The sequence below is a fragment of the Ciceribacter sp. L1K23 genome, assembly GCF_018122705.1.
Taxonomy (GTDB): Bacteria; Pseudomonadota; Alphaproteobacteria; order Rhizobiales; family Rhizobiaceae; genus Allorhizobium.
This window is the reverse complement of the sequence record NZ_JAGRRC010000001.1, coordinates 256746-275000: the sequence shown is the minus strand read 5'-3', so window position 1 is coordinate 275000 and position 18255 is coordinate 256746. Positions and strand designations below refer to the sequence as shown.

General features: G+C 63.5%; 23 protein-coding genes (1 of these 23 cut by a window edge). 6 read left to right on the top strand and 17 right to left on the bottom strand.

Annotation, left to right across the window (positions count from 1 at the left end; genetic code table 11):
* The 6 genes from J5J10_RS01260 to J5J10_RS01235 all read right to left on the bottom strand — a co-directional run.
* Positions 1-234, bottom strand: the start of a protein-coding gene (locus J5J10_RS01260; protein WP_211928491.1) for a DUF4167 domain-containing protein. The gene continues 456 nt to the left of window position 1, outside the view; 234 of the gene's 690 nt are visible here — the first part of the coding sequence; it begins with the start codon at positions 232-234; the stop codon falls past the left edge of the window.
* Between the two features lie 358 nt (positions 235-592).
* Positions 593-1459 carry a peptide chain release factor N(5)-glutamine methyltransferase gene (gene prmC, locus J5J10_RS01255; protein ID WP_211928490.1) on the bottom strand — a complete coding sequence of 289 codons (867 nt, stop codon included), beginning with the start codon at positions 1457-1459 and terminating at the stop codon, positions 593-595.
* Entirely contained in the window at positions 1456-2535 is a 1080-nt protein-coding gene (gene prfA / locus J5J10_RS01250) for a peptide chain release factor 1 (RefSeq protein ID WP_211928489.1), read from the bottom strand. The genes prmC and prfA overlap by 4 nt, the downstream gene beginning before the upstream one ends.
* A 22-nt stretch (positions 2536-2557) precedes the next feature.
* Positions 2558-4825 carry a phosphoenolpyruvate--protein phosphotransferase gene (ptsP, locus tag J5J10_RS01245; protein ID WP_211928488.1) on the bottom strand — a complete coding sequence of 756 codons (2268 nt, stop codon included), beginning with the start codon at positions 4823-4825 and terminating at the stop codon, positions 2558-2560.
* 84 nt (positions 4826-4909) lie between these two features.
* Positions 4910-6184, bottom strand: a complete 1275-nt coding sequence (locus tag J5J10_RS01240; RefSeq protein ID WP_211928487.1) for an aspartate kinase — start codon at positions 6182-6184, stop codon at positions 4910-4912.
* Positions 6185-6432: 248 nt separating this feature from the next.
* Positions 6433-7215 carry an SH3 domain-containing protein gene (locus tag J5J10_RS01235; RefSeq protein ID WP_211928486.1) on the bottom strand — a complete coding sequence of 261 codons (783 nt, stop codon included), beginning with the start codon at positions 7213-7215 and terminating at the stop codon, positions 6433-6435.
* Between the two features lie 525 nt (positions 7216-7740).
* On the opposite strand from J5J10_RS01235, the gene J5J10_RS01230 reads away from it, so the two are divergent.
* The 5 genes from J5J10_RS01230 (at position 7741) to J5J10_RS22330 (ending at position 10155) form a co-directional block, all read left to right on the top strand.
* Positions 7741-8217, top strand: a complete 477-nt coding sequence (locus J5J10_RS01230; protein WP_211928485.1) for a hypothetical protein — start codon at positions 7741-7743, stop codon at positions 8215-8217.
* 54 nt (positions 8218-8271) lie between these two features.
* Entirely contained in the window at positions 8272-9021 is a 750-nt protein-coding gene (gene ubiG / locus J5J10_RS01225; RefSeq protein WP_211928484.1) for a bifunctional 2-polyprenyl-6-hydroxyphenol methylase/3-demethylubiquinol 3-O-methyltransferase UbiG, read from the top strand.
* Positions 9022-9059: 38 nt separating this feature from the next.
* Positions 9060-9611 (top strand): DUF924 family protein, encoded by a 552-nt coding sequence (locus tag J5J10_RS01220; RefSeq protein ID WP_208554271.1) that lies wholly within the window; start codon positions 9060-9062, stop codon positions 9609-9611.
* 89 nt (positions 9612-9700) lie between these two features.
* Positions 9701-9970, top strand: a complete 270-nt coding sequence (locus J5J10_RS01215) for a type II toxin-antitoxin system ParD family antitoxin (protein ID WP_208554272.1) — start codon at positions 9701-9703, stop codon at positions 9968-9970.
* Positions 9967-10155: a type II toxin-antitoxin system RelE/ParE family toxin gene (locus J5J10_RS22330; RefSeq protein WP_249116644.1), complete on the top strand. Its 189-nt coding sequence runs from the start codon at positions 9967-9969 to the stop codon at positions 10153-10155. Before J5J10_RS01215 ends, J5J10_RS22330 begins: the two co-directional genes overlap by 4 nt.
* Before the next feature lie 147 nt (positions 10156-10302).
* On the opposite strand, the gene J5J10_RS01205 is transcribed toward J5J10_RS22330, so the two are convergent.
* Genes J5J10_RS01205 through J5J10_RS01185 form a run of 5 tightly spaced genes read right to left on the bottom strand, consistent with a single transcriptional unit; the run spans position 10303 to position 13227 of the window.
* Positions 10303-10887 carry a DUF3291 domain-containing protein gene (locus tag J5J10_RS01205; RefSeq protein WP_211928483.1) on the bottom strand — a complete coding sequence of 195 codons (585 nt, stop codon included), beginning with the start codon at positions 10885-10887 and terminating at the stop codon, positions 10303-10305.
* Positions 10887-11324: a DUF1178 family protein gene (locus J5J10_RS01200; protein ID WP_211928482.1), complete on the bottom strand. Its 438-nt coding sequence runs from the start codon at positions 11322-11324 to the stop codon at positions 10887-10889. Before J5J10_RS01200 ends, J5J10_RS01205 begins: the two co-directional genes overlap by 1 nt.
* Complete coding sequence (locus J5J10_RS01195) at positions 11321-12178, bottom strand: carbon-nitrogen hydrolase family protein (protein ID WP_211928481.1); 858 nt, start codon at positions 12176-12178, stop codon at positions 11321-11323. Before J5J10_RS01195 ends, J5J10_RS01200 begins: the two co-directional genes overlap by 4 nt.
* Before the next feature lie 11 nt (positions 12179-12189).
* The gene (gene grxC, locus J5J10_RS01190; protein WP_208554277.1) at positions 12190-12447 is read right to left on the bottom strand and encodes a glutaredoxin 3; all 258 of its coding nucleotides are present in this window, start codon (positions 12445-12447) and stop codon (positions 12190-12192) included.
* Between the two features lie 51 nt (positions 12448-12498).
* Positions 12499-13227, bottom strand: a complete 729-nt coding sequence (locus tag J5J10_RS01185) for a ComF family protein (protein WP_249116790.1) — start codon at positions 13225-13227, stop codon at positions 12499-12501.
* Between the two features lie 107 nt (positions 13228-13334).
* Between J5J10_RS01185 and J5J10_RS01180 the strand changes: the two genes are divergently transcribed.
* Positions 13335-14219, top strand: coding sequence for an SAM-dependent methyltransferase (locus J5J10_RS01180; protein ID WP_211928479.1), 885 nt, complete (start codon positions 13335-13337; stop codon positions 14217-14219).
* A 15-nt stretch (positions 14220-14234) separates the two neighbouring features.
* Here J5J10_RS01180 and J5J10_RS01175 read toward each other — a convergent pair whose 3' ends face one another.
* The 6 genes from J5J10_RS01175 to J5J10_RS01150 all read right to left on the bottom strand — a co-directional run bounded on the left by J5J10_RS01175 (position 14235) and on the right by J5J10_RS01150 (position 18221).
* Positions 14235-14411 (bottom strand): Flp family type IVb pilin, encoded by a 177-nt coding sequence (locus J5J10_RS01175; RefSeq protein ID WP_211928478.1) that lies wholly within the window; start codon positions 14409-14411, stop codon positions 14235-14237.
* Between the two features lie 37 nt (positions 14412-14448).
* Complete coding sequence (locus tag J5J10_RS01170) at positions 14449-14769, bottom strand: hypothetical protein (RefSeq protein WP_211928477.1); 321 nt, start codon at positions 14767-14769, stop codon at positions 14449-14451.
* 96 nt (positions 14770-14865) lie between these two features.
* On the bottom strand, positions 14866-15273 hold the full coding sequence (gene mutT / locus J5J10_RS01165; RefSeq protein WP_211928476.1) for an 8-oxo-dGTP diphosphatase MutT: 408 nt from the start codon (positions 15271-15273) through the stop codon (positions 14866-14868).
* Entirely contained in the window at positions 15270-16058 is a 789-nt protein-coding gene (locus J5J10_RS01160) for a GNAT family N-acetyltransferase (protein WP_211928475.1), read from the bottom strand. Before J5J10_RS01160 ends, mutT begins: the two co-directional genes overlap by 4 nt.
* Positions 16058-17299, bottom strand: a complete 1242-nt coding sequence (argJ, locus tag J5J10_RS01155; protein WP_211928474.1) for a bifunctional glutamate N-acetyltransferase/amino-acid acetyltransferase ArgJ — start codon at positions 17297-17299, stop codon at positions 16058-16060. The genes J5J10_RS01160 and argJ overlap by 1 nt, the downstream gene beginning before the upstream one ends.
* A 70-nt stretch (positions 17300-17369) precedes the next feature.
* On the bottom strand, positions 17370-18221 hold the full coding sequence (locus J5J10_RS01150; RefSeq protein ID WP_211928473.1) for a peptidylprolyl isomerase: 852 nt from the start codon (positions 18219-18221) through the stop codon (positions 17370-17372).
* Positions 18222-18255 lie beyond the last annotated feature (34 nt).

Below are 18255 nucleotides of genomic sequence, written 5' to 3'. Positions count from 1 at the left end.
CAGGTAGTTTTCGGCCATCACGCGGTCGCCGGAGCTCTGCGCGTCGCGGGCAAGCGCGCCGTATTTTTCGGCGATGTGCTGGGCCGTGCCACGGATCTTCACGTCGGGACCGGAGCTGTCATAGGTGCGGGTCAGCGGATTGACGCCCTTGCGGTTGAAGTTTCCACCGCCGCCGCCACCGCCGCCGCCGTTATTTCCACGCCCTCGACGCTTGTTCTGCTGTCCTGGCCTCATCTATCGCTCACCTGAATGTCTGTTTTGCTGATTTTGAACACGACGCGATAAAGCTCGGTCAGTTTGTACCGAGGGTCCGCGTGCTGCGGGCATACTGCGCCATTGCTTTTGCTGCCGCCGATGAAGTTAAATTAACTGATCACGCATCGGGTTTGCTTTCGCCCCGCGAAACCCTCCAAAGAGGGCCGAAATCGAAGTCGAGACAGTCTCGAACAATCCTAAAAGGTCATCCCCGCTGCCCGATGCGTGCCCGCAAACTATTACGCTTCCTTACGAAAACCAAGCCTTTTCTTTGCACTCACGAAATAACTTGTGCGGATGCAGCAATTTCGGCGATCCGCGCTGCGGCCTCTTGTCGTCAAACCCCTGGCGCCAGGATCAAAACCCTGTCCCTGCCGCCGAGGTCCTTCGCCGCCTCGATCAAGCCGAAGCCTTCGCGTGCAAACAGCGCCGTCACCGCCTCGTTCTGGTCATGCCCGATTTCAAGCCCGACAAACCCGTCTTCCGCAAGATGAGAAAGTGCGCCTGCCGCAATTGCGCGATAGGCGTCGAGTCCGTCGGCCCCGCCATCGAGCGCCGCCATCGGATCGTAATTCCGAACTTCCGGATCCAGCGTCCCGATCACCTCCCGCACGATATAGGGCGGGTTTGACACGATGATGTCGAAGGAACCGGAAACTGCCCCGAACCAGTCGCTCCTCACAAAGCCGGTGCGGTCGGCTATCCCGTTGATATGGGCATTCTCTTCCGCGGTTGAAAGGGCTTCGGCGGAAATATCCGTCAGAACCACCTCCGCCACCGGGCAGGCCTTGGCCAGCGAAAGCCCGATCGCGCCGGTCCCCGTGCCGAGGTCGAGGATGCGCACGCGCCCCCTTTGCTCCACCAGGGCCCGCATGTGATGCAGCACCCGGTCGACCAGAACCTCGGTATCCGGACGCGGATCGAGCGTTGCCGCCGAGATTTTGAGATCGAGCCCGTGGAAGGCGCGATGCCCGAGAATGCGATAGACCGGTTCGTGCGCGAGCCGTCGGGAAATCCCCTCGCGCACGCGCTCCGCGTCGTCCGGCGCCACCGCCCTGTCATCGGCCAGCACCATTTCCGTCGTTGAAAGCTCGAGCAGCCCGCTGACCAGGATCCGTGCTTCCAGCGCCGGATCGTCGAGATCGGCCTCTTGGAACTCCCGCCGCGCCAGCCGCAGCAGATCGCCGACGGTCTCCCCGCTCATGCCTGCTCGCCGAGCAGTGCCAGTTGCCCCGCCTGGTAGTCGGCGATCAGCGCGTCGACCAGTTCGTCGATCTCGCCCTCCATCACCTTGTCCAGCTTGTAGAGCGTCAGGTTGATGCGGTGGTCGGTCACCCGGCCCTGCGGAAAATTATAGGTGCGGATGCGCTCGGACCGGTCGCCGGACCCCACCTGGCTCTTGCGGTCGGCCGAGCGTTCGTTGTCGGCCTTCTGCCGCTCGAGGTCGTAGAGCCGCGAGCGCAAAACCTGCATCGCCTTGGCGCGATTCTGGTGTTGCGATTTCTCGGCGCTGACGACGATGATCCCGGTCGGCAGGTGGGTGATGCGCACAGCCGAGTCGGTGGTGTTGACGTGCTGCCCGCCGGCACCCGAGGCGCGCATGGTATCGATGCGGATGTCCTCGGGCTTGATGTCGATATCGATCTCCTCCGCCTCCGGCAGCACCGCCACCGTCGCCGCGGAGGTGTGGATGCGCCCCTGCGTCTCCGTGTCGGGCACGCGCTGCACCCGGTGCACGCCGGACTCGAACTTCAGCTTCGAGAACACCCCTCGCCCGCTGACAGTCGCGATGATTTCCTTGTAGCCGCCGGCCTCGCCCTCGCTGGCCGAGAGAACTTCGACCTTCCAGCCGCGGCCGCTCGCATAGCGGTCATACATGCGAAACAGGTCGCCAGCGAACAGTGCCGCCTCGTTGCCGCCGGTGCCGGCGCGGATTTCCAGGATCGCACTCTTTTCGTCGGCCGCATCCTTCGGCAGGAGCAGCACCTGCATGTCCTTTTCGAGCGCCTCGATCTTCGCCTCGACCTCGGGCAGTTCCATATCGGCAAGGTCGCGCATCTCGCGGTCCGTCGCCTTGTCGGCGAGCAGCGCCCTGAGATCCGCCTGCTCGGCCAGCGCCTTTTCGTAGTCGCGGATCGTCTTCACCACCGGCTGCAGCTCGGAATACTCCGAGGCCAGTTTGACATAGACGTCCGCCGCCGGACCGGCCGACATGCGAGCCTCGATCTCGCCGAAACGACGTTCGAGCTCGCGCATCTTTTCGACAGGAAGCTTCGCCACCCTATACTCCGCAATACTGTAATTAAACCGGGATCTCGTGATCGTTCGCGAACTGAACCAGCAGATCGCGCGGGCTCACGAGTCCCGCATCGTCGTCGAGCGCCGCGTTGAGACCGGCGGCGAGCCTGTCGACGTCGAGCGCCAGAAGCATCGCCTTGATCGGTCCGATCGCCGTCGGCGACATGGAAATCGACCGGAAGCCGATGCCCATCAACGCCATGGCCGAGAGCGGCCTGCCGGCAATCTCGCCGCAGAGCGTCACCGGGGTATTATTCCGCTCGCCCGCCCGCACGATATCGCGCAGGATGCGCAGGAACGGCTTGCCGAGCACGTCGAACCGGTCCGCCACCCGCGCATTGCCGCGATCGACCGCCATCGTGAACTGGAAAAGATCGTTGGAACCGACAGAGACGAAGTCCACCTCGTTCATCAGTGCGTCGAGCTGCCAGAGCAGCGCCGGCACTTCCAGCATCGCGCCGAACTGCAATTTCTTCGGCAACTGGTGGCCGAATTTCGAGAGGTGCTGCACTTCCTTCTGCATCAGCTCGCGCACCGCCCGGATCTCCGACACCTCGGTGACCATCGGCAGCATCATCTTCAGTTCCGCCCCGGCGGCCGCCTTGAGCAGCGCCCTCAACTGTGTCCGCAAAAGCCCGGGACGGTCGAGCGACAGGCGGATCGCCCGCCAGCCGAGTGCCGGGTTTTCTTCCTCGTGTCCGCGGAAATAGGGCAGCACCTTGTCGCCGCCTATGTCGAGCGTCCTGAAGGTCACGGGCCGGCCCTCGGCCTGCTTCAGCACGCTGCGGTAAAAGTTCTCCTGCTCGTCGGCCTTCGGCATGGTCGAGGAGATCATGAACTGGAGTTCCGTGCGGAACAGGCCGATTCCTTCAGCTCCAGATTCCGACAACTGCGGCAGATCGACCAGCAGGCCGGCATTCATCTGCAGCTTGATCCGCTTGCCGTCCTTCGTCACAGGCTCGACGTCGCGCAGCGCGCGGAACTGCTCCTGCCGGCGGGCGCGCAGGCGCACCTTTTCTTCGTAGGCCTTCACCAGATCGGCGACGGGGCGCACATGCACCTTGCCGTCATCGCCGTCGATGATCGCCGTGTCGCCGTTTTCCGCAAGCGCCACGGCACCTGCCGCCTGGCCGACGACGGCGATGCCCATGGCCTTGGCGACGATGACGATATGGCTCGTCACCGCCCCGTCCTCGAGCACCAGGCCACGCACATTGCCGCGCGGATAGTCGAGCAGTTCGGCCGCCCCCATGGCGCGCGCGAAGATGATCGCGTCTGTCGGCAGGCCTTCCGCCATGCTCTGCGATGAAAAGCCGGTCAGCTGCCGCAGCAGCCGGTTGGCCAGATCGTCGAAATCATGCATCCGCTCGCGCAGATAGGGGTCGGTCAGGCGCATCATCCGCGCCTTTGTGTCGCTCTGCACCTTCTCGACCGCCGCTTCCGCCGTCAGGCCGTTGCGGATCGCCTCTTCCATGCGCCGCACCCAGCCCTGGTCGTGGGCGAACATGCGGTAGGTCTCCAGCACTTCGCGGTGCTCGCCTTCCATGGAAATCTCGCGCCTGGACAGCATGTCGTCGATCGAGAGCCTGAGCGACCCGATTGCCTCCACCAGCTTGCGGATTTCCTTGTCGGCATCCTCGTTCAAGAGGTTGGTGACGACGATGCGCGGCTCGTGCAGCACCACATGGCCGAGCCCGATACCTTCCGAATAGCTGTCGCCCTCGATCGACACCGGCCGTGTCAGGTCGAGCTCCAGCCCCGGTCGGGTGAGTTTCTTCAGCTCGCCGGTGGCGATCATCTCGGCCAGCACCATGGCGGTCGTTTCAAGCGCCTCGACCTCGTCTTCGCGATAGTTGCGTTGCGCTTTGTTCTGGACGACGAGAACGCCCAAACTGCGGCCGGCCCGCAAGATGGGCACGCCGAGGAAGGAATGGTAGATCTCTTCTCCCGTTTCCGGCAGGTAGCGGAAGGCGGGGTGTGCCTGGGCATCGGAGAGGTTGAGCGGCTGGGCGGACGCCGCGATCGTGCCGACGAGACCCTGGCCCATTTTCAGCTGGGCAAGGTGGACGGCATCCTTGTTGAGGCCTTCGGTGGCGTAGAGTTCGAGCACCCCGTCAGAGCGCAGCACGTAGCAGGAGCAGACCTCCGCCACCATGTTGTTGGCGATCTGCCGCACGATGCGATCAAGACGCTCCTGCGGCTCCAGCGGCTCGGCCATGAGCTCGCGAAGCCGTTTCAAAAGGACGCGTGGACCCGCTGAAAGGTCTCTCATCGCCACCATGCTCCGGTATGCAAGAGTTGCGGGAGCGGGCTCGCCGCCCGCCCGGAGGCCGGTTGGCAAGCCCGCTTTATGGAATCAATTCTTATCGAGGCCGTAGCAGGAATGCAAAGTCCGAACCGCGAGCTCCGCGTACGGTCCGTCGATCAGGATCGAGATCTTGATTTCGGACGTCGTGATCGCCTTGATGTTGATACCCTTGTCGGCGAGTGCCTTGAAGGCGGTGGCGGCGACGCCCGCATGGCTGCGCATGCCGATACCGATGACCGAGACCTTCACCAGGCCCTTCTCGCTCTGCACCACGTCGAAGCCGATCTTGTCCTTGTTGTCGGACAGGACCTTGAGCGCCTTGTCGACATCACCGGAGGGAACCGTGAACGTCATGTCGGTCTTCGATCCGTCCTCGGAAATGTTCTGGACGATCATGTCGACATTGATGTGGGATTCGGCGAGCGGCCCGAAGATAGCCGCGGACACGCCCGGCCGGTCGGCCAGACGGCGCAGCGAAATCTGGGCTTCATCCTTGGCGTAGGCAATACCGGTGACGACTTCCTGTTCCACGATCTCTTCCTCGTCGCAAATCAATGTACCGGGCGGGTTCAGGAGATCGCCCATGCCCGGCGCATCGGGATCTTCGAAACTGGAGCGCACGAAGGTGCGCACCTTGTGCACCATCGCCAGCTCGACGGAGCGGACCTGCAGCACCTTGGCGCCGAGCGAGGCCATCTCGAGCATTTCCTCGAATGCGATCTTCTTCAGCCGCCGCGCCTTCGGCTCGATACGCGGATCGGTGGTGTAGACGCCGTCGACGTCGGTATAGATGTCGCAGCGATCGGCCTTGACAGCCGCCGCGATCGCCACCGCCGAGGTGTCCGAACCGCCCCGTCCGAGCGTTGCGATCCGGTTGTCCGGCCCGATGCCCTGGAAGCCGGCGACCACGGCCACTTGTCCCTCACCCATGCGGCGGATGATGTCGGAGCCGTCGATCTCCTGGATGCGTGCTGCGCCATGCGCGTTGTCGGTCTTGATCGGGATCTGCCAGCCCTGCCACGAGCGCGCGTTGATGCCGATCGACTGCAGCGCGATTGCCAGAAGACCCGACGTCACCTGCTCGCCCGACGCGACGATCGTGTCGTATTCGCGCGCATCGTAGAACGGCGAATTGGCCCCAGCCACCTTGGGCATGGTCTGGACCCAGTCCACGAGTTCGTTCGTCTTCCCCGACATGGCTGAGACGACCACGGCCACTTCATGCCCGGCATCGACTTCGCGTTTGACGTGACGGGCTACGTTGTGGATGCGTTCGAGATTGGCGACCGAGGTGCCGCCGAATTTCATCACGATGCGTGCCATGGGGCCTTACCGATAAACTGTCCGGCGCCCGTCGACGCCGCGAGGAAAACTGCAGGCCGGCGGATAGCCGGTTGGGATGAGAGCAGCGGTCTCATAGCCAAAACGACCGGCAAGTTCAATGGGTGTGGGGGAACAGCGACACAAGCGAAGGACAACAGGCCTTCCTGTCGCAATGCGGTACGCTGACGCCGACATAAAAAAGGCGCCTCACGAGGAGACGCCTTTCTTCAAGTGATTGAGATCCGTCGTTATCGGCGCTGTAGGCAGGCAAAGTCACCCGGCTCGCAAACAGGCACACGACGTTCATTTGCGTTGGAGCCGTTGCGACCGCCGTTGTTGCGCTCTGCGCCGAGCTCCCGAATGGGATTGCGATTCCGATCGCTGTTTTCACGCGTCTGCTGGCGGCGGTTCTCGCGGGTTTCCTGGCGGCGCTCCCGCTCGCGGGCGTTGTCGCGACGCTCCTCTCGGCGCTCTTCGCGCGCGTCCGGCCGGTTGTCTCGGCGCTCCTCGCGGGCGTCACGGCGATCGTCCCTGCGTTCCTCACGCCAGTCCCGACGGTCATCCCTACGGTCTTCCCGACGCTCCTCGCGCCAATCGCGGCGCTCTTCCCGGCGTTCCTGGCGCCATTCGCCGCGGTCGTCCCAGCGGTCGCGGTTGCGGTAAAAATCACGGCCGCGATAGTGGCGATCCCAATAGTTGCCGACCGAGAAGGTCACCGTGGGGATGCCGAGCGGGCGATAGTATTCCGGTGCGACATAAACTCGGCGCTGCTGGTAACCAGCCTGCAGGTAGCTGCCGGAGACCCAGCCGCGAATACCGCGAAAGCCGACATCGCACCAGTTGGCGGTGTTGAGGCAACCATAGATGTCGACGCCTGCGCCGGCTGGAATGACGGTCACGGCGGGATAGTTCGTGCTTGGCCCCGCGCGCAGATTCACATTGGCTGTCGCATAACCGTTGGCAGCCTGCGCAAGCGCCGGGAGGCTGACGGCGATCGCCAGTCCTGCTGCAAGAATTCCAAGCCTCTTCATGGCGTTATCTCCTGGTGTGTTTCCTCTGGTGCCGTTCTATCGGCCTCTGTCTGAATGCCGCTTGAACGCGCCGTTCATCGTCCTTGTTCCTTCGCCAAATTTTTTTTAACGGCGCCGCGTCCCCCAAAATCCCCGCCGTGAGACACTGCTTTCCGTCCCGCCGCGGATACACCGGAAAGCGTTGCCGGCGAGGTGGGGCCGATGCCATGGTTCGCCGCTGAAACGCGGGCGGAGGACCTTGGGCTGCCCGAACGCGATCCCCCTCCCTGAAAAGGGGCGTGCCTGCGTGGCACAGAGGACCTTCCCCGGAAGGTCGTAGAGGGAAAGGAAAAGGGCGGCAAAAATCGTCGAGACGGGGTGCCTGGCGTACCTTTGTTTTGTTTTCGTCCGGTGCGCCGGGCGCCCCGGCCGCTTCGGCGGCCACCGAGAATGCCGCAGAACACGGGTCCGTCAGGACCGCGTGGGTGCGGAGCCGTGCCCACACACAAGCGAAGAAATCCATCGGATGAGGAAGAGGAGACGGAAATGAATAATGACGCGACGCCCGAAAAGATCGTGGTAACCGAGGAAGAGCTGAGACGCATCGACGAATTTCTCTATCGAAGCGCGATGGACATGTTCTTCCTCTTCAAGCGCCAGCACGCCGACATCCCGCTCTGCCGTGTCCGCGAGTGCCGGCGACGGCGGCTGTGCTCGGGACCGATGCTGCGGTGCGACCGTCCGTTCCTCTCGGTACTGGCGCTGATGTCGGACGGCGGTTCCCGCCGCGCGGTGACCGAGCTCCCGCTGTGCCTCGCCCTCGGTTCGGATGAACTGGACGACCTTGTGCGCGACCTGGTCCCGGAATTGGTCGATGCATACAGAGATAACATCATCTTCATCGTCAGGTCCGACATCCGCCTGCGCCGCAACCGGCGCACCCGCCGCCGGCATGGGCTCGACCTCTTCGCCCGCAGGCGACCCGACGCCGCACCGCCTCACGATCCCGGCACCGATCCTTGACTTTGCGGCCCGATCGGCCGACTTGAAGGCATGTCATCTTGAGGGAGCTTTCCGATGAGCGAACAGGCTCGCACGACAATCGATCAGGCCGAGGTCGACCGTTTCTCCGCCATGGCGGCCGAGTGGTGGGATCCGACCGGCAAGTTCAAGCCGCTGCACAAGATCAATCCGGTGCGCCTCGAATACATCCGCGACATGGCGTCCGCCCATTTCGGCCGCGAGGCGCTGTCGCATCAGCCGCTATCCGGTCTGCGCGTCCTCGACATCGGCTGCGGCGGCGGCCTGCTGTCGGAGCCGATCGCCCGCATGGGCGCAGATGTGCTCGGCGCCGACGCCTCGGAGAAGAACATCGGCATCGCCTCCATCCATGCCGCCCAGACCGGCGTCAAGGTCGACTACCGCGCGATGACCGCCGAACAGCTCGCCGCCGCCGGCGAGACCTTCGACATCGTGCTCGCCATGGAGATCGTCGAACACGTGTCCGACGTCGATTTCTTCGTCACCACCTGCGCTTCCATGGTGCGCCCCGGTGGCCTTCTCCTGATGTCCACCATCAACCGCACGCTGAAGGCCGCGGCTCTGGCCATCGTCGGCGCCGAATATGTCCTGCGCTGGCTGCCACGCGGCACCCACCAGTACGAGAAGCTGGTGCGACCGGAAGAAATCGAGGCGCCGCTGGCGCGGGACGGCATGGGTATCGTCGAACGCAAGGGCGTGTTCTTCAACCCGCTGCAGAACCGCTGGAACCTCTCATCCGACATCGACGTCAACTACATGATCCTCGCCCGGAGGCCGAAAGACTGACGGACGCCAAAAGACTAACATACGAAGGATTAGACACCATGGGTACACCCGAAGCCGTTCTCGAATGCTGGATGCGTCACGGCCCGGATGCCTGGTTCTCCCGCGACGCGGCGCTTGATGCCGAAATCGCCGACAACTACGCCGACCTGCATCTCGCCGCCTCGTGCTGCGAGCTGTCTTCTTGGGAAGAAAAGCCCGAAAGCACGCTGGCGCTTCTCCTGCTGCTCGACCAGTTCCCGCGCAACCTCTTCCGCGGCAGCGGCCACTCCTACGCCACCGACGGCCTCGCCCGTGCGACAGCCCGCCGGGCGCTGGAAAAAGGCTTCGACCAGCGTGTCGAACCGATCCTGCGCCCGTTCTTCTACCTGCCCTTCGAACATTCGGAGGATATGGAAGACCAGAAGCTCAGCGTCTCCCTGTTCCAGAAGCACCGGGACGAGACCGGCGACGAGGAAACGCTCAAATGGGCCGTCATCCATCTTGAGATCATCGAACGCTTCGGCCGCTTCCCCCACCGCAACGCGGCGCTGGGCCGCGACACCACGCCGGAGGAACAGGCCTATTTGGACGAGGATGGCTTCAAGGGGTGAGGAACGAACCTCGGATGGTGTCGGGGTCAATGCCGTTTCACCACCCGTCAAACAGTGGTAGAATAGCATGAAACCAAAAGGGATAGACGATGGCCAAACAGAGAGAAGTTGTCGTCAGCCTCGAACCGGGACTTGAGGAATACGTCCGGGAACAGGCAAGGCAGGGAGACTTCGGCTCGCCCTCTGATTTCATAGCATCCGTTCTAAGAGAGCGCTTTGACGATCAGAAGGCCTACAAGGAGCTCGAGAAACAGCTTCAACGAGGTCTTGACGACCTCGACGCGGGAAGGGTGAGGTCAATCGACGACGCTTTCGATGCCGTCTATGTGGAACTCGCTCTCAAACATCGGGCCGGATGAAGGTTGATTTCACAGACGCGGCGACGGAAGACCTAGCGGAAATCGGCCGCTACATCGTTGAACATAATCCATCTCGCGCCCTGTCGTATCTCGAAGAGCTGAGGCAAGCCTGTCTTGAAATAGCCGAAATGCCGGAAGCGTTTGTAATGCTGTCTTCCGTGCGCAGTCGTCGTTTGAGAAAATGAGTATTCGGACGATATCTCATCTTCTACACAACGGAAAACCGTATCGTTACGATCGTACGGATCATGTCGGGATTACGAGACTACGAACGCATCCTTGAAAAAGGCTCAAGGACGTGAAGGATACGTCATGAGATTGCGGCGCCCGTGTCACGGCGCCATAAGCTTCGCCTGCGCCAGGAGGTCCGCCTGCCCCTCGGCATTGCCCGCCACCAGCGCCTTCAGCCTTCCCCTGTCGATAACGTAAGGCTGACCAGACGGATCGAACGGCTGCTTGAAGGTGAAGGCAAAAGGCGATGCCCCGTGATCGGCCAGATGCTCGAACCGCTCGACAGCCTCAGACCATTCCGGACGCCTGCCGGCCTCGACCCAGAAGAGCACCAGCGGCGGCCAGGCCTGTTCGACGTTCCATCGCCGCGCATGCTTCAGCGCCTCGGCGTGGATCCCGGCATAGGAAAACGCCATCAGGCTCTCGATATCCTGCCAGAGCGACAGCGATGACGGTCCTGCCTCGCGCCCGCTGCCCTCAAGAAAGCGCGGAAAGACCTGCTTGCCCCAGCTCTCCGGACCCGGCTCGCCGACATAGCCGGAACGGCCAATAAAGCCGGACGCCCGCGTCGCCGCCTCGAAGTTCAGCGGCTCGCGCTTGAAGAAACCCTCGATGGCAGGATCGCCGTAATCTGCGACATGAATGCCGAAATTGTGGATTGCGAGATGAAAGCCGGTCGACGCCATCAGTTGACGTCGTCGGGCAGCACCGGCAGCGGCGCGATCTCGATACCCTCGTCGATCAGCGACCGCACGTCGTCGGCTGACGCCTGACCGATGATGCCGCGCGCATCTGTCTCGCCGTAGTGGATCTTCCGCGCCTCCTCGGGAAAGCGCTCACCGACATCCTCGCTATTGGCGCGGATCGCGGCAACGGCTTCCTTGATCTTGGCAAAGGCATCGCGCTGCGCCGCATTGACCGTCAACGCATGCTGCGCGGCTTGCGCCTCCTTCTTCCGCGCTGTCGACACCGAAGGCGCCATCAGCGTCTTGGAGACGTGAAGCGAAGAGCAGACCGGACAGGTCAAAAAGCCCGATTCTTTCTGGCGGTCGAAATCGGCACTCTCCGAGAACCAGCCTTCGAATTCGTGACCGTTGTCGCAGATCAATCCATAGCGGATCAAACCGTTACCCCTCCCTTGGCCAGTTCGGGAACGATGTCGAGCGCGAAGTCGCGACCGTTCTTCAGGTTCGGGATCTTGGCGCGAATCGCCGCCGACATGCCAACGTCGATGTCTGCTACGACAACCGCCTCGCCGGTGCCGCCAGCAGCGGCCAACACCTTGCCCCAGGGATCGACGATCATCGAATGGCCATAGGTGACCCGACCGTCCTCATGTTGTCCCGCCTGGGCGGCGGCGATGAGGAAGGCGCCGTTCTCGATGGCACGGGCTCGCAGCAGCACCTCCCAGTGGGCCTCGCCGGTCTGCTTGGTGAAGGCCGCGGGCACAGTGAGGATCTGTGCCCCGGCCATGGCCTCGGTGCGGAAGAGATGCGGGAAGCGTACGTCGTAGCAGATCGCGAAACCGAGCTTGCCGAACGGAAGGTCGGCCACTCGCGCCTCTGCTCCAGGACGATAGGTCGCGCTCTCGCGCCAGCTCTCGCCATTGTCGAGGTCGACGTCGAACATGTGGATCTTGTCGTAGCGACAGATCATCTTGCCATCCGGTCCGAACAGGAAACCGCGGTTGGCGATCTTCCCGTCGCCGGCGGCGATCGCCGTCGAACCGATATGGACGAAGATCGAGAGGGACCTGGAGAGCTCGGCCGCCTTGCGCACGATGACGTCGTTCTCCTCGTCGCGCAGGTTGGCAAGCAGTGTCGCCCGGTCGCGCTGGAGCGCTCCGGTCATCTCGGGCGTCTGGATGTAGAGAGCGCCGCGCGCCGCCGCATCGCGCACGAGGCGCTCCATGGTCTCGGCATTGCGCCGCGGGTCGGTGCCCGAACACATCTGGATGGCGGCAACCCTGGTCGTCATCGCGTCAATCCTCAGTTCGCCAGCATCGGGTCGAGGCGCCCGGCATGCTCGAGCGCATAAAGATCGTCGCAGCCGCCGACATGTGTCTCGCCGATGAAGATCTGCGGAAAGGTCGAGCGGCCATTGGCCTTCTGGATCATCTCCTGCCGGAGCTCCGCGTTGCCCGTCGCGTCATGCTCGACATAGGCCACACCCTTCTGCTCCAGAAGAGACTTGGCCCGGGCGCAATAGCCGCAGAACTGCCGTGTGTAGATTGTCACCGGCTTCATCGTGATCTCCGTGATAACCGCTGGAAAGTCTAGGAACTTCAAGTCTATGGCTCATATAGGCCCGGAAAGCGCCCTTGCAAAGGTCAAAACCGTCACATCCGCGGCACCGGCCCGCTTCAAGACCCGCGCCGCCGCGCTGACGGTTGCGCCCGTGGTGTAGACATCATCGACCAGCACAAGCCGCCGTCCGAGCACCGTCTCGGCCATCCCGTCGGGCACGCGGAAAGCGCCGCGCACATTCGTCTCGCGCGCCGTGGCCGACAGGCCGACCTGCCGCTGGGTCCGCTTGCTCCGCACCAGCGTGGCGGCAAGGAACGGCCTGTCCGCCAGCCGCGCGACATGGCGGGCAAGTTCGGCCGACTGATTGAACCGGCGGCTGAGGAGCCGGGTCCGGTGCAACGGCACCGCGATCACGGCATCGCAGGCCGCCAGTTCGGTGGCAGCCGACCGGACCATCCACCTCGCCATCATCGGAGCGAGATCGGTGCGGTCGCGATATTTCAGCTGATGCACCAGTTGGCGCGCCGGTCCATCGTGCAGCGCTACCGAGCGCAGGCGGTTGAAAACGGGCGGTTCGGCCATTGCCTCCGGCGACACGGCACCCTCTCCTTCCTCATAGGCAAACGGCGTCCCGAGAACTTCGCAATAAGGCCGCTCGATGAACCGCATGCCGGTCCAGCAGGAAGCACAGAGGCCGCCATGCCCGGCGATCGACACACCACAATGGCAGCAGGCTGGAGGATAAAGCAGATCGCGCGCGGTACCGGCGATCAGTGCCATTCCCCCACCCCAAATGCGCCCTATGATGATCTCGCCGATGACCGTCATGGCTTGACTTTACGAGCCGCAGCGGTCCTTTGCCATCGTGGATTTGTCAGGATAGCCGCATGGAAAAGCTCTTCGATCTCGAACTCGCCGCCGCCAACCGGCGCCGCGCCTTCCGGGCGGGGGACGCAAACGCAGCCTTCCTGCTCGACATAGCTGCCCGCGAATTGGCCGAGAGGCTGTCGCTGGTCGAACGGCACTTCGACGTCGCCGTCGAGGTGAATGGCGTGACCGGCGTGGCGGCACGCGAGTGCATGGCGACCGGAAAGATCGGCCGGATGGTCAGGGTCGAGACGGATGAGTTCTACGCCGCGCCGGGAGACGACCTCATCGCCGCCCCGCTCGAAACGCTGCCGCTCGAACCACAATCGATAAACCTCGTGCTGGCGCCGATGAACCTGCATCTGACCAACGACACGCCCGGCATGCTGATCCAGATGAAGCGGGCGCTGGCAGCCGATGGCCTGCTGCTCGCAGCGATCCCGGCCGCGGGGACGCTGGCCGAACTGCGCGACGCGCTGATCTCTGCCGAGGTCGAGCTGACGGGCGGCGCAAGCCCACGCGTCATCCCCTTCGCCGACATCCGCGACATCGGCGCTCTGCTGCAGCGCGCCGGGCTGGCGCTGCCCGTCGTCGATGCACAGGACTACACAGTGCGCTATGATTCGATCTTCCCGCTGATGCGCGACCTCAAGGCCATGGGCATGGCGAACCCGCTCGTCGGCCGCTCGCGCAAACCGGCGAGCCGCGCCCTGTTTCTCCGGGCAGCGGAAATCTACGCCGAGCGCTATTCCGATCCGGACGGCCGGATCAGGGCGACGTTCTCCGTGGTCTATGTTTCAGGATGGGCCCCGCATGAAAGCCAGCAGAAACCGCTGAAGCCGGGGTCGGCAAAGATGCGGCTCGCCGACGCCCTCAATCCGGAGAAGGAGTTGCCCAAGGGCTGACGGGCGGGAGGAAGCTTACTTGGTGGTGGCGTCGCTGTAGGTCGTGCTGATCGTCGCCCAGGTGTTTTCCACGCCATCGGCCATGGAACTGTAGCCGCCGACAAGGGCGAGCGAGAGAAGAGCCGCAAGCACGCCGTATTCGACGGCGGTGGCACCCGAGGTTTCGTACAGCAGCCTAATCACGCGACGCATTGCAGTTCCCCTCGTTGATGCGTCGTCGCAAGCGCCTTCAACGGCAGCCCGCGCCGCCGTTATAGCTGTCGACGATGCAGACCGAGCCCGGCATCTCCTGCAGGATGCTCCTGCGGATCGTGTACCGCTTTGCGCCGTCGGAATTGCCGATCGATCCGGTGGTGATGTTGTCGAATTCGTCAGCGGTGTAGGCAAGGCTCTTGTTGCTGTCGCTGCCCGCAAGCATGGGCGTCAGGATGAGCGAGAGCGCGATGGCGGCTGTTCCGAACAGCAAAGCCATGTTGAGCACACCGGTCCTGTGGGATTTGGGTTCCTTCCGCTCGCCGGAGCGAACGGTGTCCCAGAAATCCTTGTCCATGTTCAAAGCCTCACGCGGGAATTACGCACCCGTGGAAAGACCTTGCCGAAAGATGATAAACTTTTTCTTAAGACTGCAGCCCGATTTTAGCCTGTCCTAAAGCAGATCCTGGAGGAACGGGATCAGCGGCTCGTCGGCCGGCGGCATCGGGTAATCGCGGAGCGCGTTGGCCCGCACCCACTTCACCGCCTGACCTTCGCGGCCGTGCGGGATGCCCTCGTAGCGTCGGCAGATATAGAGCGGCATCAGCAGGTGGAAATCGTCATAGGTATGGCTGGCGAAGGTCAGCGGCGCGAGACACGGGATCTTGGTCTGGATGCCGAGTTCTTCGTCGAGCTCGCGCACCAGCGTCTCCTCCGGCGTCTCGCCCGGCTCGACCTTGCCGCCGGGAAACTCCCAAAGACCGGCAAGCGCCTTGCCCTCCGGGCGCTGCGACAGCAGGATGCGGCCGTCGCTGTCAACGAGCGCGCAGGCCGCGACGAGCAGGATCTTGCGTTCGCTCATCCCGCTCTCCCCGGCCGCCAGTAGTGATAACGATAGGCTTCGGTGAAGCCGAACTTGGCATAGAGCGCCAGCGCAGCCGTGTTCTCCGCCTCGACCTGCAGCCAGGCGGTGCGGGCGCCGCGCAGCCGCGCCCAGCGCAGCGCCGTCGATAATATCTCGGTTCCCAGGCCCTGCCTGCGGGCGGACGAAGCGACGCAGAGCGCAAGAATACCGGCGAGGTCGTTGTCCTGCACGCAAAGCGCTGTCGCGACCGGCCCGGTCCCGGCGTCGCCGACCATGAACAGGCCACTTGGCGGCTTGATCGCGGTCAGCACCTCCGCGAGTCCAGGCTTGGCAGACGGGCTTTCGCCCGACAGCGAGAGATAGGCGTCAACGAAGCGGCCGATGTCATGACTTGGCAGATGGTCCATGGTATCGGGCAATTCGCTGGCGGCGAGATCGGCGGTCATGACGACGACGGTCTCGAACCGTTCCCAGCCCTCATGCACGATGTGATCGAGCACCGCCACCGGCGTCAGCGGCGTCTCACGCAGCAGGAGCGGACGGCCATGGGAGGCGAAGCGACGGGCGGCCTTGCCGAGACGCTGGGCGATATCGCGGCTGTCGGAGGGATCGAGCGGCACGACGCAATTAAGGCGCTTGGAGCCATAGCCGCCGTTGAGACGGATCTGCCAGCTGCCGTCATACTGGACGGCCGCCGCCGGCCAGGCCCGGAAGCCGACGGCTTCGAGCCGTCGCACCAGCGGCAGGTTCGCGCCGCGTCCGCTATCGGATGCCGGCACCATCAGCTGCGATAATCCCCGTTGATCGCCACGTATTCCTTGGTGAGGTCGCAGGTCCAGACCGTCGCCTTGCCATTGCCGAGACCGATCTCGACCTTGAGCGGAATGTCTTCCTGCTTCATCACGGCGGTTGCCGCAGCTTCCGAATAGTCCGGATCGCGCTCGCCATCGACGGCGACGCGGACGTCGCCGAACCAGATCGCCAGACGGTCGCGGTCGGCCATTTCGCCGGACTTGCCGACCGCCATGACGACGCGGCCCCAGTTGGCATCCTCGCCGGCAACGGCGGTCTTGACCAGCGGCGAATTGGCGATCGAAAGCCCGATCCGCTTGGCTGCGGCGTCGCTCTCGGCGCCCGTGACGGTGATCTCCAGCATCTTGCGGGCGCCTTCGCCATCGCGGACGACCTGCAGCGCTAAATCCTTGAGCAGGTCGGCAAGGGCAACCCGGAACGAGGCAAGCGCCGCGTCGTCGGCCGTCTCGATGCGAGACTGTCCGTCGGCCGAGGCAGCGCCGGTGGCAAACAGCATGAGCGTGTCGGAGGTGGATGTGTCGCTATCGACCGTGATCGAGTTGAATGTCGCCTCGACCGAACCGGACAGCAGCGCCTGCAGCGCGGCCGGCGCGATGTCGGCATCGGTGACCACAAAGGAGAGCATCGTGGCCATGTCGGGGGCGATCATGCCGGCACCCTTGGCGATGCCGTTGATCGTCACCTTGACGCCGCCGATCTCGGCCGAGCGCGTCGCGACCTTCGGATAGGTGTCCGTGGTCATGATCGCCTTGGCGGCTTCGAGCCAGAAATCGCCCGTGGCCGAATTTGCCATGTCCGCCAGCACGCCGGAAAACTTGGTGGCATCGAGCGGCTCGCCGATCACGCCGGTTGAGGCCAGATAGATCTCATTCTCGCCGCAGCCGAGCGCCTGCGCCGCCGACTTCGCCGTCAGCGCCGTCGACTCGCGGCCCTTCTTGCCAGTGAAGGCATTGGCATTGCCGGAATTGACGACGACGCCCCGCGCGACGCCATGCGGAAGATTGGCGCGGCAGAAGTCGACCGGTGCCGACGGGCACTTCGACTTCGTGAACACGCCGGCGACCGAGGCCGGGCGGTCGAACACCATCATCAGCACGTCGGTGCGGTTCTTGTACTTGATGCCGGCGGAGGCCGTTGACATCGATACGCCGCGAACGGCCGGCATGTCGGGATAGGACTTGGGAGCGAGGGGAGATACGGTCGCGGACATGGCTCTGGAACCTGAATGAGAAAGGACCCGCGAAACGCGGGTCCGGCAGAGTTTAGGAATGAAGCCGAAATCAGGGCTTCTTGTTGACGTCCTCGTAGCCCTTGCGCAGAGCCTCGTCGACGATCTCGATCTTGGCCTCGGCCTTGGCCTTCTCGATCAGCTCGAGATACTTGTCGCGCATCACAAGCTGACGCACCTGCTGGCCGACCTCTTCGAGGCTCGGCGGAGCGGCGGTGCGCTTGTCCTCGAGCTTGATGACGTGGAAGCCGAACTGCGACTGCACCGGCGTCTTGGTGTAGGCGCCCTTCTCGAGCGCGAAGGCTGCTTCCTCGAATTCAGGAACCATGCGGCCCCTGGTGAAATAGCCGAGGTCGCCGCCTTCCGACTTGTTCGGGTCGGTCGACTTCTCCTTGGCGATCTCGATGAAATCCTTGCCGGCGTCGAGATCGGCGATAATCGCCTTGGCCTCTTCCTCTGTCTTTACAAGGATGTGACGGGCGCGAACCTCTTCCTGCTGCGGCAGGGCGGCAACTTCCTTCTCGTAGCGCGCCTTCACGTCGGCGTCGGTGACGGCGTCGATGACGTGCTTCTTGAAGTAAGCGTTGTGCAGCTCGCGCTCGGCGATGAACTGCATGCGGCGCTGGAAATCGGCATCATCGCGCATGCCTTCCTTGTCGGCATTGCCGGCAAGCAGCTTGACATCGATGGCACCGGAAAGCGCAGCGACCTTCTTCTGTTCTTCAGGAAGCTGGGCAAGCTGCGGGTCGAGATTGGCAACGGCGAGGTCGAGCTCGGACTGGCGGATTTCCATGTCGCCCACCTTTGCGACGACCGCATCCGCGGCGTCTTCGGCAATGGCGATAACAGGAGCGCCGACGACGGCGAGGCAGGCGGTCAGGGCAAGGATATGTTGGCGCAACATTCAAACTACCTTTCGGATGAAACCATGATTTCGA